15 protein-coding genes and 3 pseudogenes are annotated in these 15,995 nt (G+C 46.9%); 16 read left to right on the plus strand and 2 right to left on the minus strand.

Features of this window, described 5'->3' with window-relative positions; all coding sequences use genetic code 11:
• The 5 genes from J3348_RS11895 (at nucleotide 1) to mobQ (ending at nucleotide 3,792) form a co-directional block, all read left to right on the plus strand.
• Nucleotides 1-930, plus strand: coding sequence for a ParM/StbA family protein (locus J3348_RS11895; RefSeq protein WP_055145311.1), 930 nt, complete (start codon nucleotides 1-3; stop codon nucleotides 928-930).
• Entirely contained in the window at nucleotides 927-1,301 is a 375-nt protein-coding gene (locus J3348_RS11900) for a hypothetical protein (RefSeq protein WP_055145314.1), read from the plus strand. The genes J3348_RS11895 and J3348_RS11900 overlap by 4 nt, the downstream gene beginning before the upstream one ends.
• Before the next feature lie 203 nt (nucleotides 1,302-1,504).
• A complete protein-coding gene (locus J3348_RS11905; protein ID WP_055145756.1) occupies nucleotides 1,505-1,693 on the plus strand; it encodes a hypothetical protein in 189 nt (62 codons plus the stop codon).
• A 164-nt stretch (nucleotides 1,694-1,857) separates the two neighbouring features.
• Nucleotides 1,858-2,088 carry a hypothetical protein gene (locus J3348_RS11910; RefSeq protein WP_055145317.1) on the plus strand — a complete coding sequence of 77 codons (231 nt, stop codon included), beginning with the start codon at nucleotides 1,858-1,860 and terminating at the stop codon, nucleotides 2,086-2,088.
• Between the two features lie 6 nt (nucleotides 2,089-2,094).
• Entirely contained in the window at nucleotides 2,095-3,792 is a 1,698-nt protein-coding gene (gene mobQ / locus J3348_RS11915; protein WP_055145320.1) for a MobQ family relaxase, read from the plus strand.
• A gap of 133 nt (nucleotides 3,793-3,925) precedes the next feature.
• Here mobQ and J3348_RS11920 read toward each other — a convergent pair whose 3' ends face one another.
• Together J3348_RS11920 and J3348_RS11925 are read right to left on the minus strand one after the other, a co-directional pair.
• Nucleotides 3,926-4,594 (minus strand): hypothetical protein, encoded by a 669-nt coding sequence (locus J3348_RS11920; protein WP_055145323.1) that lies wholly within the window; start codon nucleotides 4,592-4,594, stop codon nucleotides 3,926-3,928.
• Nucleotides 4,591-5,151, minus strand: a complete 561-nt coding sequence (locus J3348_RS11925; protein WP_055145326.1) for a sigma-70 family RNA polymerase sigma factor — start codon at nucleotides 5,149-5,151, stop codon at nucleotides 4,591-4,593. Before J3348_RS11925 ends, J3348_RS11920 begins: the two co-directional genes overlap by 4 nt.
• 401 nt (nucleotides 5,152-5,552) lie before the next feature.
• Here J3348_RS11925 and J3348_RS11930 point away from each other — a divergent pair, with 401 nt between their 5' ends.
• The 11 genes and pseudogenes from J3348_RS11930 to J3348_RS11980 all read left to right on the plus strand — a co-directional run.
• Complete coding sequence (locus J3348_RS11930; RefSeq protein ID WP_055145329.1) at nucleotides 5,553-5,765, plus strand: helix-turn-helix domain-containing protein; 213 nt, start codon at nucleotides 5,553-5,555, stop codon at nucleotides 5,763-5,765.
• On the plus strand, nucleotides 5,762-6,430 hold the full coding sequence (locus J3348_RS11935; RefSeq protein WP_055145332.1) for a response regulator transcription factor: 669 nt from the start codon (nucleotides 5,762-5,764) through the stop codon (nucleotides 6,428-6,430). Before J3348_RS11930 ends, J3348_RS11935 begins: the two co-directional genes overlap by 4 nt.
• A gap of 1 nt (nucleotide 6,431) precedes the next feature.
• Complete coding sequence (locus tag J3348_RS11940) at nucleotides 6,432-7,439, plus strand: HAMP domain-containing sensor histidine kinase (RefSeq protein ID WP_055145335.1); 1,008 nt, start codon at nucleotides 6,432-6,434, stop codon at nucleotides 7,437-7,439.
• 100 nt (nucleotides 7,440-7,539) lie between these two features.
• The gene (locus J3348_RS11945; RefSeq protein ID WP_055145338.1) at nucleotides 7,540-8,220 is read left to right on the plus strand and encodes an ABC transporter ATP-binding protein; all 681 of its coding nucleotides are present in this window, start codon (nucleotides 7,540-7,542) and stop codon (nucleotides 8,218-8,220) included.
• On the plus strand, nucleotides 8,220-10,724 hold the full coding sequence (locus J3348_RS11950; RefSeq protein ID WP_207699054.1) for an ABC transporter permease: 2,505 nt from the start codon (nucleotides 8,220-8,222) through the stop codon (nucleotides 10,722-10,724). The genes J3348_RS11945 and J3348_RS11950 overlap by 1 nt, the downstream gene beginning before the upstream one ends.
• Before the next feature lie 42 nt (nucleotides 10,725-10,766).
• Complete coding sequence (locus tag J3348_RS11955; protein WP_055145343.1) at nucleotides 10,767-11,129, plus strand: hypothetical protein; 363 nt, start codon at nucleotides 10,767-10,769, stop codon at nucleotides 11,127-11,129.
• A gap of 69 nt (nucleotides 11,130-11,198) precedes the next feature.
• A pseudogene (locus tag J3348_RS11960) lies at nucleotides 11,199-12,803 on the plus strand (recombinase family protein).
• 91 nt (nucleotides 12,804-12,894) lie between these two features.
• Nucleotides 12,895-12,978: pseudogene (locus J3348_RS11965) on the plus strand (Maff2 family protein); the annotation flags it as partial.
• A gap of 228 nt (nucleotides 12,979-13,206) precedes the next feature.
• On the plus strand, nucleotides 13,207-14,073 hold the full coding sequence (locus J3348_RS11970) for a VirB6/TrbL-like conjugal transfer protein, CD1112 family (RefSeq protein WP_112116535.1): 867 nt from the start codon (nucleotides 13,207-13,209) through the stop codon (nucleotides 14,071-14,073).
• A 15-nt stretch (nucleotides 14,074-14,088) separates the two neighbouring features.
• Nucleotides 14,089-14,451, plus strand: coding sequence for a PrgI family protein (locus J3348_RS11975; protein ID WP_044960449.1), 363 nt, complete (start codon nucleotides 14,089-14,091; stop codon nucleotides 14,449-14,451).
• Nucleotides 14,426-15,862: pseudogene (locus tag J3348_RS11980) on the plus strand (conjugal transfer protein TraE); the annotation flags it as partial. The gene J3348_RS11975 and the pseudogene J3348_RS11980, both read left to right, overlap by 26 nt.
• Between the last annotated feature and the right edge of the window lie 133 nt (nucleotides 15,863-15,995).

A 15,995-nucleotide genomic window follows, 5' to 3' on the forward strand; every position in this document is an offset into this window, starting at 1 on the left:
ATGAACTATATGAACAATAACCCTATAATCATCGGCATCGACCACGGCTATGGGAATATCAAGACTGCACATTGCTGCTTTCCTACGGGCGTGATCATCTCTGACAAGGAGCCGACCTTCAAAAGCAATCTGCTTGTCTACAACGGCAGCTATTACACCGTGGGCGAAGGTCACAAGGAGTTTATCTCTGACAAAATGACAGACGGTGACTACTATATTCTGACCCTTGCTGCCATTGCAAGAGAGCTGAATATCCGCAAGCAGACCTCTGCCCGTGTGCATTTGGCGGCGGGGCTCCCTCTTACTTGGGTCAGCGAACAGAAGGATAGCTTCAAGGCGTACCTGTTGCAGAATGAAATGGCGGATTTCATTTTCCGTGGTGTCAGCTATCATGTGGAGTTTGCCGGAGCGGACATCTTCCCGCAGGGCTTCTCCGCTGTGGCGGACAGACTGCGGGGATTCAAGGGCATCAATATGCTTTGCGACATTGGCAACGGAACGATGAATGTCATGTATATCAACGAGCGCCGTCCGCTATCTCAGAAGTGCTTCACGGAGAAGTACGGGACAAACCAGTGCATGATTGCTGTCCGGGAAAATCTCATGCGGCAGTTTGGCGCATCGGTAGATGATACGATTCTGGAGCGTGTGATTCGCTTTGGGACGGCAGACATCAGCGAACGCTACCTAACTGCTATCCAGAACACAGCGAGGGATTACACCGCAGGCATCTTCCGCAGACTGCGTGAGCATGAGTATGACCCGGAACTGATGAGGCTCTATGTTGTCGGCGGTGGAAGCTGCATGGTGAAGAATTTCGGAGAATATGATGCCAGCCGGGTGATGATCAATGATGACATCTGCGCCACAGCCAAGGGCTATGAGCTGCTGTCTGCACAGAAAATGCAAAAGAAAGGCGATCTTGTATGAAGCAAATCTACACAACAACACTTCGGCTGAATCTGGAGAACGAAGCAGACCGCAGGGCGTGGGAGCATTTGCAGAGCCTTGACAGGCGAGAATATCGTTCAGTCAGCAAGGCAGTCGTTTCGGCGGTCAACGCTTACTTTGACCGTAGCAAGCAGCTTGCCGATGATCCCTATCTGGAAACACGGGAGAAGGAGGACGCTTTCCTCAGCCGGATCGAGGATACCATCTCACGCAGCTTGCAGAGCTGTACGCCGGTAAGCCTTGGCGGTATCCTACAGCTTATGCAGAGCGCACAGCCTGCCGCTGCTCTTGTTTCGGAGGAAACCGAGGAGGACATTTCAGCTGCGCTGGATTTTGCAGACGGCTTTTGAAATTACTTTTCTTGATTTTACTACTATGTTGGTGGCAATACAATCCGTCTTTGCTACCAAATTGGCAATTCTCAGAATGAGGAAAACAATTTACCATCAGTTCTGCAGGGAGTTGGTATCTGTGTGATACCAGTTCCCTGCTTTTTACTATCACGAAGCCGCCCAGCGGCAGAAAGGAGCCAGATATGGCAAATAAAAAGATCATGACCAAGGAAGAATTGCAGGCCAAGCACCGATTGGAGGAGGCACAAATGCGGGATCGGGCGAAAGAGCGAAAGGCCCGTACCAGACGCTTGATTCAGGAGGGCGCTGTTTTGGAGAAAGTATTTCCAGAGGCTCAGCAAATGGAGCTTGAAAAATTAGAGGACTTGTTATATGAGAAGCTACACTAATCTGCGAGGGGCGTTCCGGGCAACCGGGGCGTCCCTTCCTTTTTTATCCCGAAGGGCGCACTTACTCACCACCTGCGAAGCAGGCGGTGGTATCCCTTCCGTTGGTCGGGCTCGTGCGCTCTTCACGAACTGTCCATCGGACACTTCTCCAGAGAGGGCAGGAAATGCCGCAAGTCAGCATTCCCTGTGCAGTCGGCGCTTCTGCTGATGCAGAGATTGCTGCTTGTCGCACCAATCCGGCAGATACTCTGCCCGCCTCCTGCCTGCGAAAACCTGCCACCGGCAGCTTTATCGCAGATATGGGCAGCAATGCAGCCCATTTTCTCTTTGCAAAGAGAAACAGAAACCAAGGGGTGGCGTTTTACCACCCCCTCACAAAATACGAATCGAGGTGAACGCAAATGGCAATTTACCACTTGGAGGCAAAGGTGGTCAGCCGGGGAGCCGGACGCTCCGCCTGTGCAGCCTCCGCTTATCTCAGCTGCTCCCACATCCTCAATGACTATGACGGAGTACAGCACGATTACACCCGAAAGCAGGGGCTTGTGTGGCAGGAGGTATTCCTGCCGGACATGGCCCCACCCGCATGGCAAGACCGAGAGGTTCTCTGGAACGCCGTGGAGGAAAACGAGAAAACCAAGGACAGCCGCTTAGCCCGTGAGTTTGTGGTAGCCCTGCCCATAGAGTTGTCCCTAGAGCAATGGCAGACGCTGTTGACGGACTTCGTACAAAACCAATTTGTCGCAGACGGGATGTGCGCCGATCTGGCAATCCACGATCCTGATCCACCGGGTCATAATCCACATGCCCACATTCTCTTGACGGTGCGCCCGCTTGATGAAAGCGGCAAATGGCAATACAAAACGGAGAAGGAATATCTCTGCAGCCGTGACGGTGAGGAACGGGGCTTTACCGCTGCCGAGTTTAAGGCTGCACAGGCTGACGGATGGGAGAAACAGTACCAGTACAAGGTAGGCAGGAAGAAAGTGTATATGACACCATCCGCAGCTGAGGAACATGGATATGAGCGTGCCAGCAAGTATCCCAAAAGCACCAAATACGGGAGACAGAATCCCATTTCTGAACGCTGGAACAGCGAGGAACAGCTCCTTATCTGGCGCAAAGCATGGGCAGATGTGACAAACAAATATTTGGAGCGATACGGTCATGAGGAGCGCATCGACCACCGCAGCTTTGTCGAGCGAGGCATTGACGAGCAGCCCACCATCCACGAGGGCGTGATTGCCCGTGCTTTGGAACAGAAAGGTATCGTGTCCGACAGGTGCGAACTCAACCGTCAGATCAAGGCGGACAACAGGCTCCTGCGGGAACTGAAGGCGCAGTTCAAGAAAATTACGGAGGCGGTGAAGAACACGCTGCCCGCTATTGCAGAAGCGTTGGAAAAGCTGCGGGAAAATATGCTGATCTTCTGCTATCAGTTAGGGCATATCCGCAGCAGCAAGAAACAGATGACCGGTGCCTTGAATATTCTGAAGCCAAATCTGGCACAGTACCGCTCCCTTGTGCAGCAGATAAAGGAAACAACCAAAGAACGGAAGTCCCTACTGGCTGAAAAGAAATCCCTTCCTGCGATCCACTTTGTCAGGCACCGTGAGCTTGCCTCCAAAATAGCCGAGTTGACGGAAAAGTTAGAGGAGCTAAAAAGCGAAAAGGCTATGCTGCTTCATTCTCTGGAATACCCAGAGGACGCCACAAGCGATATCTTCCAGCGCCAGATTGACCGCTATGAAGATAATCTCAAACGGCTTGAGGCGCAGGAGAATAAGTATGCCGGAGAGCTGGAGGCTGCATTGTCTGAGTATGCCGAGCTGAAAGAGCAAGCTTCCGGCTTTGATTCCTTGCAGCTTTATCTGGAGCGGAAGGCACTTCGACCTGACAGAGAGAAAGCAGCAGCCCAACGCATTGAAGCGGCTTATGGCGACAAGTTCAGTTGGTGGTTGATGGAGAGTGGCCTACGGGATGTGTCTGGCTATCTTGACGAATATGCACAGGAAAAGACAATGGATCGAGAACTGCGGCAAAGGCGGCGATCGGAGCGGCTTGAGCGTAAGATGAAAAACAGAGATATGGAACGTTAAAAGTGCTGGAGGTTGAAACTTCAGGTGAAGTCTGTGACATAGGGGGATGGAGATAATCCCTATACGTCAAGCGTAAAATAAGCACCGGTATGGGTTTTCCATACCGGTGCTTGCAATATTTAATCGAATTCTATCACTTAAAATCAAAAGAGTTTTCCAACAACTTATCAAGTGCTGCCATCAGTTCCGCTCGAACAGCCTCTCTTTCACTTTCTCCGCCTGCATTTTCGATATAGATGGAATAGTTATCAAATGTGATATAGGCGTAATAGATCACAGTCTTAATTCCTTCGCTGTTTGCATTTGTAACGAAGTAGCCAGCTTTAACTGGCGTATCTCCAACCATAGATACATTTCCCTTGCCAATTACGGTAGTATCCATAAGATTGTTCCCAGACAGCGAAACAACAAATTTCATATCGCTGTAATGACCATCAAAGCCAACAAATGCTACATCGTCCAAGGTAAAGAGGGCATCTCCGGAAATCGGAAGATCACCGAAAATAGTCTGAACCTCATCTTTGGTCAATGCTCGTGCTTGCAAGTTCAAACTCAGAGCAGAGGCTACCGTATCTGCTTTAGTGAAAGATATGGTAGTTCCATCACCTAATGTAGCTGTTTCTGTACTTTTGCCGAATAATCCCATACTAAACACTCCCACCACGATTAGACAGAGACACGCAGCAATTGCCCCAAATTTCAGCCAAATGCTTTTTTGTTTCTTTGCCTGATAACTCGCCGTTTCTTCGATATGACGGCTACCAATGCCACCAACGGCGTCAGAGATGTTCTTTCGTGTCATAAATCATACCCCGCTTTCTGTAAATGATTTTTAAGTTTGCTTCTGATTCGGGAAAGGCGAACAGACACATTGTTATTTGTTGTACGAAGCCTCTTTGCAATTTCTGTAATGCTATCTGAGTACCAATACCTTGCTACAAACATAACCCTGCTTTCCTGATCCAAGCTGTCAAGGAAACGATCAATTTCCTGTGACAGCTCCTTTGCATCCACTTCCTGTTCAATAGTAGATGCAGAAGTTAGGCACTCTTCCAACTCATCAAGTGCAACATCATAGTAACTGTTTCGCTTTAGTGCAGTATTTGCGTGGTATTTTGCGGTAGCGATATTGCGGGTAATACGAAAAATATAGGTTCTGAGTGGGTCAGGTCTTTCTGGAGGAATTGCATTCCACGCAGCAAGGTATGTATCATTTACACATTCTTCTGCGTCGGGTTCGCATTTCAAAATGTTGTTTGCAATTCTTTTGCAAGTTGAACCGTATTTTGCAGCAAGTTCAGCTATTGCCTGCTCAGTACGAGCAAAGAACAGTTCAATGATCTTCACATCCTCTAACAAGGTATCCACCTCCTCACCTATGTACTATGGATCTGGCGGACAATCTTACAGAAGCGAGGGAAAATTTCACACCTTTATTATAGTACATTGCAATTCTATTTTCTATCGCCTCAGCAAAATCGTTTGGCACCAGTCGAGGTCGCTCGGCAGTCTGAAAATATGGTCCTTCGGTTTTGGTAGAGTTGCTCGCAGCAGAGGAGGCGTAACAAAAAATTAAAGGTAGCTGCCCGGACAGAATGGGTTGGGTGGAAAAATAAATAATATCCGAAACAGGATGACGGAAATTGTTAGCGCCGAGTTAATTCGTACACAGTTAGTGTTTAAGTGTTTACAAACAGCCCATTGATATTGTTCGTTTGTGCGTATATAATATATATAACTATTTGATGCGGAGGTAAACTATGTTTGAATACATGACAGTACAGGATGCGGCTAAACTTTGGGGAATATCGGTGCGTCGTGTTCAAAAGCTGTGTGAGGAGAATCGCATTGATGGAATTGTTCGGCTACCTCGTGCATGGCTAATTCCCCAAGATGCCCAAAAGCCGGCTGATGGAAGATATAAACAAAATAAAAATGAATTTATAGCTGACAACAAGGAGAACACACGATGAGTAAATTGTTATTAGTGGAGGATGACCAAAGTATCGTATCCTCATTATCAGACTATTTAGGAAATGAAGGGTTCAAAATCGAAAATGCTCCCGGTCAAAAAGAAGCAATAGAAAAATTGGATAGCGACCAATACGATATAGCCTTGGTGGACATTCAATTATCAAACGGAAATGGTTTTTCTGTTTGTTCTGCAATTAAAGAAAGAGGAACTATGCCAGTTATTTTCTTAACGGCTTCTGATGATGAATATAGTGTTGTGGCTGGGTTAGATATGGGGGCTGACGATTATATCAGCAAACCGTTCAGACCAAGAGAACTGCTTTCAAGGATCAACAGCGTATTAAGGAGAACTAAGAACACACAAAACATTATCAGTTACCTCGACTTAGTTGTGGACACAAATCAAGCAACCGTATCAAAGAATGGGAAAGAGATTTTGTTGTCTGCTATGGAATATAAGTTGCTGTTAGTCTTTTTGCGTAACAAAGGTATTGTCCTTTCTCGCAGAAGATTGTTGGAGCTTTTATGGGACACTACTGGGGAGTTTATCAATGATAATACATTGACTGTCTATATGAAAAGGCTACGTGACAAAATTGAAACCAATCCGCAGGAGCCGGAAATCATAATTACCGTTCGTGGGCTTGGCTATAAGGTGGGTTGATATGGACTTTATCAGAAATAAAGAAGTTAAAAGGCAAATTGTTGTCAGCAGTATTCTTATTCTATTTTGGGGCGGCATTGGCATTATCGTTGATAGCAAAGCTGTGTGGATTGTTCTGTCGGCTATCATTTCATCCAGTGCAGTTTCCCTCTTTTTCACATATCAGAGATACAAGAAAATTGCTGATTTTAGTTTGCATATTGATAGGCTGTTACATGGAGATGAAAAAATTTCTTTTGGGCAGTTTCAAGAAGGTGAGTTATCTGTTTTACATGATGAAATATCCAAGATGACAAGACGGCTTATTGAACAGGCAGAAGCTCTGAAAATGGAGAAAGGTAATTTGGCAAATGCTTTAGCCGATATTTCACATCAATTAAAAACACCTTTGACATCGCTGAATATCTTAAATGCTTCTCTGTGTAATGAGGAACTGACTGACGAAGAAAGGTATGAGCTGATCCGCGAACAGACTATGCTCTTATCAAGAATGGAGTGGCTGATAGCCACACTTCTGAAAATATCCAAGCTGGATGCAGGAACGATTACTCTAAAGCCACAGGCGGTATACTTAAAAGATGTGGTAGAAAAAGCAATTCGTCCTCTGGAGATTGCGGCAGAATTAAAAATGCAGACAATCACGCAAGTGATTCCGGCAGAATTAAAACTATCTCTTGATACTGATTGGACTGCTGAAGCCTTGGGGAATGTAATCAAAAACTGTATCGAACATTCACCAGAGGGCAGCACTATCGAAATCAAGGCAATAGAAAGACCTCTTTTGACACAGATCATTATAGAGGATAGCGGAACAGGTTTTCAGGAAAAAGACATCCCCCATTTATTTGACCGATTTTATCAAGGAAGTGGCTCTACAATCGGTAATGCCGGTTTGGGGTTGGCTCTGGCAAAGACGATCATTGTCAATCAGGGTGGTGTCATCCAAGCGAAAAATCGGGAGTCAGGCGGTGCAAAATTTGAAATCTGCTTTTATCGGGGGACTGCTTAATGCAGCCCCTTTTTAAGTGACATTTTTGTAATGAAAAAGTAATGAAGCAGTCACTTGGCTTTGCTATACTGAATTGCAAAAATATATGGAGGAACTTTTTATGGAGATATTAAGAGTAGAGAATATCTGCAAAACCTATGAAATGGACAATGCTCCTGTCCATGCTTTGTCAGATGTTTCTTTTTCCGTCGATAAAGGAGAGTTTGTTGCAATCATTGGAGCATCTGGGTCTGGCAAGTCTACCCTGTTGCACATTTTAGGTGGTGTTGACAGACCGACTTCGGGAAAAGTATTTGTGGATGGACAGGATGTTTATGAGCAAAATGAAGATGAATTGGCTGTATTCAGAAGAAGGCAGGTTGGGCTTGTCTATCAGTTTTATAATCTGATCCCGGTTTTGACTGTCGAGGAAAATATCACGCTGCCGATTCGATTGGATGGGCGTAAAATCAATCAGGAGCGTTTGAAAGAACTGCTATCCACACTCAAACTGGTAAAGCGTAGAAAGCACCTGCCAAGTCAGTTATCCGGCGGTCAACAACAAAGAGTGGCAATCGGACGAGCGTTGATTAACGCACCTGCGATTATCCTTGCGGATGAGCCAACGGGAAATCTGGACACGGAGAACACAAGGGATATTATGAAACTTCTGCGTGAATCCAATGAAGTCTATCGCCAGACAATGATCCTGATTACCCATGACCGTGAAATCGCAATGCAGGCAGACCGTATTCTGGAAATTCAGGATGGCAGACTTGTGAGGGATGAGGTGATACGCTGATGAATATGATTTTCATGCTTACACTCAGGAATCTGTTGTCGAATAAAAAGCGTACCCTACTCACACTTTTAACCATTCTTTTGTCAATCAGTATGATAACCGCTATTCTCTGTGGGGGATGGTCGTTGGTTGATTTTTTGAAAGAGAAAGAAAAAGTGTATGGTGGCGATTATGACTACTACATGGAGGATTTGACTTGGGAGCAGGTTCAAGAGCTATATAGTCAAAACAATGTAGGCGAAGTTTCGCTTCTCCGCTTTGCCGGAAACAGTTTTTACGGGGAGAAATCCAACAGTACAATGCTCTCCGTTGGCGAGATTGACGAGAACTTTACCCAAAGATTTTCGTTAAATCAGTATTTGCTTGCAGGGCGTTTCCCGCAAGATGAAAATGAGATTGTTATTTCAGAATCTTTTTTGAAGAAAAACAACATGAATACAGAGATTGGAGATACGATTTCTTTAACTCTTGGTTCAAGAATTTGGGATGAATATAATGCCCAGCTTTCCGGGCTGACAAATTATAGGGGCGAAGAAGAAAGCTTCGTTCCAACAAAAGAGAAAGCGTATGTAGTTGTTGGTATTCTGTCAGATGTGAATGACTCAAAAATCGCAGCAAACTATAATGCCTTTGCAGGTGTTGACAAAACGGCATCCGATTTTGCTGCGTATGTCAAGGCAAAGAATTTATCCAATTCGATCTATACAGAAGCCGAAGAAGTGGCTGCGGCAGTAGACAGTCATGTAGCAAAGTTTCATTCGGAATTGTTAGTCTATCATGGAATTACCGGGGGTAAAGGAGCTGCAAAACTGATTGCTTTGGTGGTCATGGTCGTTTGTCTTTTGATGGCTGCATCTGCTTCAATGATCAGCAACGCCCTCTCCATTTCCTTACAGGAACGAATTAAGCAGATGGGAATGCTATCCAGTATTGGAGCCACAAAAGGGCAAAAACGCCTTAGCGTATATTTAGAAGCCTTCCTTTTGGGAGTGGTGAGCATACCCTTTGGATTGGTTGTTGGTATCCTGCTATCTGCTCTGTTATTAAGTGTGGTCAGGGCAGCTTTTGGAGAAACATTCACTTTTGGCATCGTAGAACTGTCCTTGAAGGTAAACGGATTGATCCTGCTCGTCAGCGGATTATCCGGCATTGCTTCTTTGTACTTCGGAAGTAGAAAGCCTGTGAAGCAAGCAGCTAAAATTACAGTTATTGAAGCGATCCGCCAGTCTAACAATGCGGTATCAAGAAAGAAATTCCGTGACGGAAAAATCGTTTCTTTGGTTTTTGGCATTTATGGTTCGTTAGCAGCAAAAAATATTAAGCGTAATCCAAAACGCTTCCGAGCGATTACCGGCTCTATTTTCTTGTCGGTGGTAATTGCCCTTTCCTTATATAGTTTCTCTGATTTTATGCTTTATCAGACATCCTTGGATATGAAGGAGGACGGTTCCTGTTATACTGATGTGATTTCGATGATTCAATACAAAGATATTCCTGTCGCAATCGGGGCATTATCGGATGAAAATATCACTGCGGATGTTTCCTATTCTTTTCAGCGATATATGACCGCTGAATTTTCGCAGGAACAAATCAATCCTGATATGCAAGGATATTTTATCAATGGTACGAAAGCAGAGGTATATGTCGTAGGATTGGACGAAGAACATTTTGTCTCTTTTTGCGATGAAAATGGATTCAGTCTGGATGTGACAAATTTCAATCATGGAATTTTGCTCAATCAGACTATGGGATACTATAATTCGGCACAAAATCGGGTAATTGCAGGCTCACCGTTTCTTATTGAACCGGGAACAGAAATCATTCCGCTGGGGGCATCCGAGGATGCCTTGCCGATTATCGTGGAAGAAATCGTTTCAGAAGAAAATGCAAATATCCAATCCATGTTTGTGAGAGATCGAGCTGTCCTCATCGTGCCTTTAAGTTATTTTAACTTGCTGATAGATGATAACGCCTATGTGGAAATGAGAATACAGACAGCACAGCATAAAGAAGCAATGGAATGTCTGGCTGACAGAGGATTTCCGCAAACTGTGGACATTGCAGCCGCAACGAATAATTCCAGACAGGTATATACGATTGCAAAACTGGTAATCTGCCTGTTCTCGATCCTGATGACGGTTATTATCAGCTTGAATGTTTGTAACACTATCTCGAATACGATTCATTTGAGAAGAAGCGAATTTGCTGTTCTGCGTTCTGTTGGTATGACTGCCAAAGGATTAAAATGTACGCTATTGCTCGAAGCTGTTTTGTACGGCGGAAAAGCATTGGTTCTTGCGTTGCCTGTGAGCTTTTTGATTCATTGTGCTATCTACTACTTCATATCGTCGGGTATGACACCATTTGCTTTTTATATGAACGGCGGTATTTATGCTCTTGCAGTTATGGCTGTCGGCGCTATGGTATGTATCGCTATGCTGTTTGCTGTTAGAAGCGTATCAAAGGTGGAAATTGTAGAGGAACTGAAATTGAGCAATATGTAATCATTCAATCTAACAAAGCAACTGAAACAGAGGTAATAGAAATTGCGTAAAAAGAAACTGGTAAAGAGAGTTGCAGGCATTGCTTTGACTGTTGGTGCAGTTATACTTGCCATTGTATGTGTTGGTAAAGTAAATCGCATTCAGAACGAAAAAGATATTATTGGCACATGGAAGGATGCAAATGCTGAGGAGATATTTACCTTTCAAGAAAACGGGGAACTTGCTGTGAGTAAAGATATGCCCGATTCGGGTCTATCCTGCGGTGACGCATATTATAGTTTTTCTTACTCGGATATAATCTGTGTTACACAGGGAAATAGTAGTGTAGAATTTGAGATAGAAGTAGATCAAAACGAATTGAAAATCTTCTTCATGGGACAAGAATATCTGGAATTGGAAAAGTAATGATTACAAATAAAAGAAAACCATTGAGCCGATAATTCGCATCCTTTGCGGACTAACGGCTCTGCATATATTTTGAACGCTATTTTCAGAAACATTGTGTTTTGCAGAAAAGCCCCTTGACAAATTCCATCTCAGCGTGATATGCTGGAAAAATACTGCGAAAAGCAGGGATGGGAGGTTGTGGCAGTCTATCAGGACGATGGTTTCACAGGTCTTAATATGGAGCGTCCTGATTTACAGAGAATGTTGAGAGCCATTGAGCGCAGGCAGATCAACCTTGTCATCACGAAAGACCTCAGCCGTCTGGGGCGTAACTATCTGCAAACCGGGCATTTGATTGAGGACTTTTTCCCAAGAAACGGTGTCCGCTATATCGCCATGAATGACGGTATCGACACCCTGCGGGATAACAACGATATTGCCCCGTTCAAGAATATCCTGAACGAGATGTACAGCAAGGATATTTCCAAGAAAGTCCATTCCTCTTATCTTCTGAAAGCGCAGAAAGGACAGTTTACCGGGTGTCTTGCCCCGTTTGGGTATCGGAAAGACCCGGAGGACAAAAACCATCTGCTCATTGACGAGGAAACCGCCCCGATTGTGCGGCTGATTTTCGGATATGCCCTAAACGGTCATGGTCCGAACTATATCCGCAGACGGCTGGAGGAAGAAAAAATCCCCTGCCCCACATGGTGGAACCGGGAACGGGGGCTTCGCAATACCCGCACCAAATGGGAAAAGAAAGACCCGGAAAACGGGCGGTATATGTGGGACTTCTCAGTTATCAAAGACCTTTTGATGAATCCCGTCTACACCGGGGCGATTGCTTCCCAGAAAAAGGACTACCGTTTCAAAATCGGCACGATTGGGGAAAAGAAGCCGGAGGACTGGATTGTAGTGGAGGAACAGCATGAACCGCTGATTGACCGCATGAGCTTTGACATTGTGCAGAACAAGCTGAAATCCCGCCAGCGTCCGGGGCAGACCAATGAAATCAGCCTGTTTGCCGGACTGATAAAATGCGGCGAGTGTGGGAAGTCGCTGACGGTACGCTACACAAACGCAAAATATCCCCAGCGGATTTACTCCTGCAAGACCTACAACGCCTTTGGAAAGAACCACTGCACCCAGCACCGGATTGATTATGACACCCTTTACAGCCATGTGCTGCGGAAAATCCGGGAATGTGCCAGAGCTGCCCTGATGGACGGGGAAGCGGTTGCCGACCGCCTGACCAATACCTGTGAAGCAGAGCAGCGGGAACAGCGGGAAGCAATGGAACGCTCCCTTACAAGGGACGAGGAACGGATTGAGGTTCTGGACAAAATGGTAATGCGGCTTTATGAGGATATGATTGCAGGGCGTATCAGTGAGCAGAATTTCAACACCATGCTGGAAAAGACACAGACCGAGCAGACGGAGCTTAAAACAAAAGTGTCAGAGGGCAGAAAGCGGCTGTCCGATGAAGTCCAGCTTGCCAATGACGCAAAACAATGGGTGGAAGCCATTCAGGAATACGCCAACATCACAGAGCTGGACGCAGCCACCCTCAACCGCTTAATCAAAGAAATCGTCGTGCATGAGCGCATTGACGAAAATAAAACAAGACACATTTCTATCGAAATTCATTTTAATCTCAAACCCATCCCGGAGGTGGAACATGTCACTGCCTGACCTGTCCCGCCGGGACGGTTCTCTTAACAACACCATATAGATTTTTTGTACGCCGCCGCCCGCCATCGAGCAGAGTTTTTACACCTAATTGGGGATAAAACAGCTGATGGCTGGCGGCGGTGTTGCCCTGATTGGCATCACTCTGATCCCCCTGCTGAGTGGTCTGTTCGGCTGATCTTTTCCGGGCGGCGTTTGCCGCCCCGTACATATTTACTTGCAAGCATTTCCAGCCCCTCCGTGGCAAACGGATTCTTATTATAAAGAGGAAACGCATTGCAAATCGAATATTCACCTTTATTTTGAAAGGATGGTGCTATTATGCAGATTCTGACTCACCTTATTTTTCTGCTCAACCTGCTCAAGACCCTTATCAACCATTTTTCTTGATGGGTGGTGGCGCTGAGTGGAAACTGTTCTCAAAGCAATCTCCGATTGGATCAAGTCACTGCTGACAGCGGCGATCATGTCCAATCTCTCCGGCTTGTTTGATGACGTCAACACCCAAGTGGGCAACATCGCACAGCAGGTCGGCACCAAACCATCCAATTTTGAACCGCGCGTTTTCGCTATGATCGAGGCGTTGTCCCGGAACGTAGTGCTTCCCATTGCAGGCGTGATTCTGACCTTCATCGCCTGTTATGAGTTGATCGAGATGATCACACAGCACAACAACATGGCACAATTTGAGCCTGCGCTGCTGATGAAATGGATCTTCAAAACTTCCATTTCGGTCTGGATGATCTCCAACACTTTCGATATCATCATGGCGGTGTTCGACGTGACGCAGCAGGTGGTGGCAAATTCCAGCGGCATTATTTCCGGCAACACAAGGGTCAACGACATCGGGCTTTCCATGCTGCAATCCAGCATGATGCAGATGGACGTAGGCCCACTGTTCGGGCTGTTCTTGCAGTCCTTCTTCATCGGCATCACTATGCGCATCCTGTCCATCGTGATTTTCGTCATCGTCTACGGAAGAATGATTGAGATCTACATGATGGTCAGCCTTGCCCCGGTGCCCATGGCAACATGGGGCAACCACGAGCAATCCCATGTGGGACAGAACTATCTTCGTTCTCTGTTCGCGCTGGGATTTCAGGGTTTCCTGATTCTGATCTGCGTGGCGATCTACGCTGTTCTGCTCCAGAATGTTGCAATATCCGGGGATGCCATCAACTCGATCTGGAGCATCGTGGGGTACACGGTGCTGCTCTGCTTCTCGCTGTTCAAGACCAGCTCTGTCGCCAAAACTCTGCTGGGTGCCCATTGATTCGGAGGTGAAATTTTGGCAGCTTATATTTCCGTGCCGCGCGATTTCAGCAAGGTGAAGTCCAAAGTAGCCTTCAACCTGACCGCCCGGCAGCTTATCTGTTTTGGTGCAGCGGCAGTCGTAGGCGTGCCGCTGTTCTTTGTTCTGCGGGACACCGCTGGCAATTCCGGTGCTACCCTCGGCATGATGGCGGTCATGCTGCCCATGTTCTTTCTGGCCATGTACCAGAAAAACGGTCAGCCGGCTGAAAAGATCCTGCGGTACTACTTTCAGGCGCGCTTTGTTCGCCCGAAGGTGCGTCCGTACCAGACCCGCAATTACTATGCACTGCTTGTGAAGGGAGATGACGCCCATGATTCCGTTTCTGAAAAAGAATAAAGACGGAAAAAAGCCGCCCAAGCCCACAGTGCCCCACACGGCACAGGAAAGCATCCCGTTCCAGCGGATGTTTGAGGACGGTACCTGCCGTGTCCGTCCCGGCTACTACACCCGCACCATCCAGTATCAGGATATCAACTATCAGTTGGCGCAGCAGGAGGACAAGACCGCCATCTTTGAGGAATGGTGCAGTTTTCTCAACTTTTTCGACAGCTCTATCCACTTCGAGTTGTCCTTCGTGAATACCGCCACCGATTCGGCGGACTTCGAGAAGTCCATCCGCATCCCGTACCAGCAGGATGGCTTTGATGATGTGCGAGCCGAGTACAGCCAGATGTTGCGGCAGCAGCTTTCCAAGGGCAACAACGGCCTGACCAAGACCAAATTCCTGACCTATGGCATCGAGGGCGACAGCATGGCGCAGGTCAAACCTCGGTTAGAGCACATCCAGAACGACCTGATGAACAACTTTCACAGGTTGGGCGTTCTGGCAAAGCCGCTGGACGGTACGGAGCGTCTGCGGCTGATGCACGGGATGCTGAACATGGATGGAGCCAACAAGTTCCACTTCAACTGGAAAGACCTTGTGCCCAGTGGTCTGTCCGTAAAGGATGCCATTGCACCCACCGCCTTTGCCTTCAAAAACTCCCGGACGTTCCAGATGGGCGGCATCTTTTGCGCTGCCAGCTTTCTGAGCATCACGGCTTCCGACATCAGCGACCAGCTTTTGAAGGACTTTCTGGACATGGATTCGTCCCAGATTGTCACCATGCACATTCAGAGTGTCGATCAGAACCGTGCCATCAAGACGGTCAAGCGCACCATCACCGAACTGGATCGCAGCAAGATCGAGGAACAGAAGAAGGCAATCCGTGCCGGATATGATATTGACATCATTCCGTCCGATTTGGCGACCTACGGCAGAGATGCAAAAGCCCTGCTGAAGGAATTGCAGAGCCAGAACGAGCGGATGTTCCTTGTCACATTTCTGGTGCTGAACACCGGGCGCACGGAACAGGAGCTGGAAAACAATGTTTTTCAGGCATCCAGTATTGCCCAGAAGCACAACTGCAACCTGTGCCGACTGGACTACCAACAGGAACAGGGGCTGATGAGCAGCCTGCCGCTGGCAGACTGTCAGATTGAGATTCAGCGAGGGCTGACCACCAGCAGCACTGCCATCTTTATCCCCTTTACCACACAGGAACTGTATCAGTCCGGCAAAGAAAGCCTGTATTACGGTCTGAACGCCTTGTCCAACAACCTTATCATGGTGGACCGGAAGAAGCTGAAGAACCCCAACGGCCTGATCCTCGGCACCCCCGGCTCTGGCAAGTCGTTCAGCGCAAAGCGTGAGATCTGCAACGCATTCCTCGTGACGGACGATGATATCATCATCTGCGACCCAGAATGTGAGGTGCGACACGAAGTCGCGTAATGTATTGCGTGTAAACGCTACTCTATCCATTTGGAGTAACCCTACTGTGACCTGCACTGGTCAAAAGCCGGCGTTGGGAAGCTCACAGGACAATATGGGAAATCTG

Source organism: Faecalibacterium sp. Marseille-Q4896 (genome assembly GCF_017377615.1).
GTDB lineage: Bacteria > Bacillota > Clostridia > Oscillospirales > Ruminococcaceae > Faecalibacterium > Faecalibacterium taiwanense.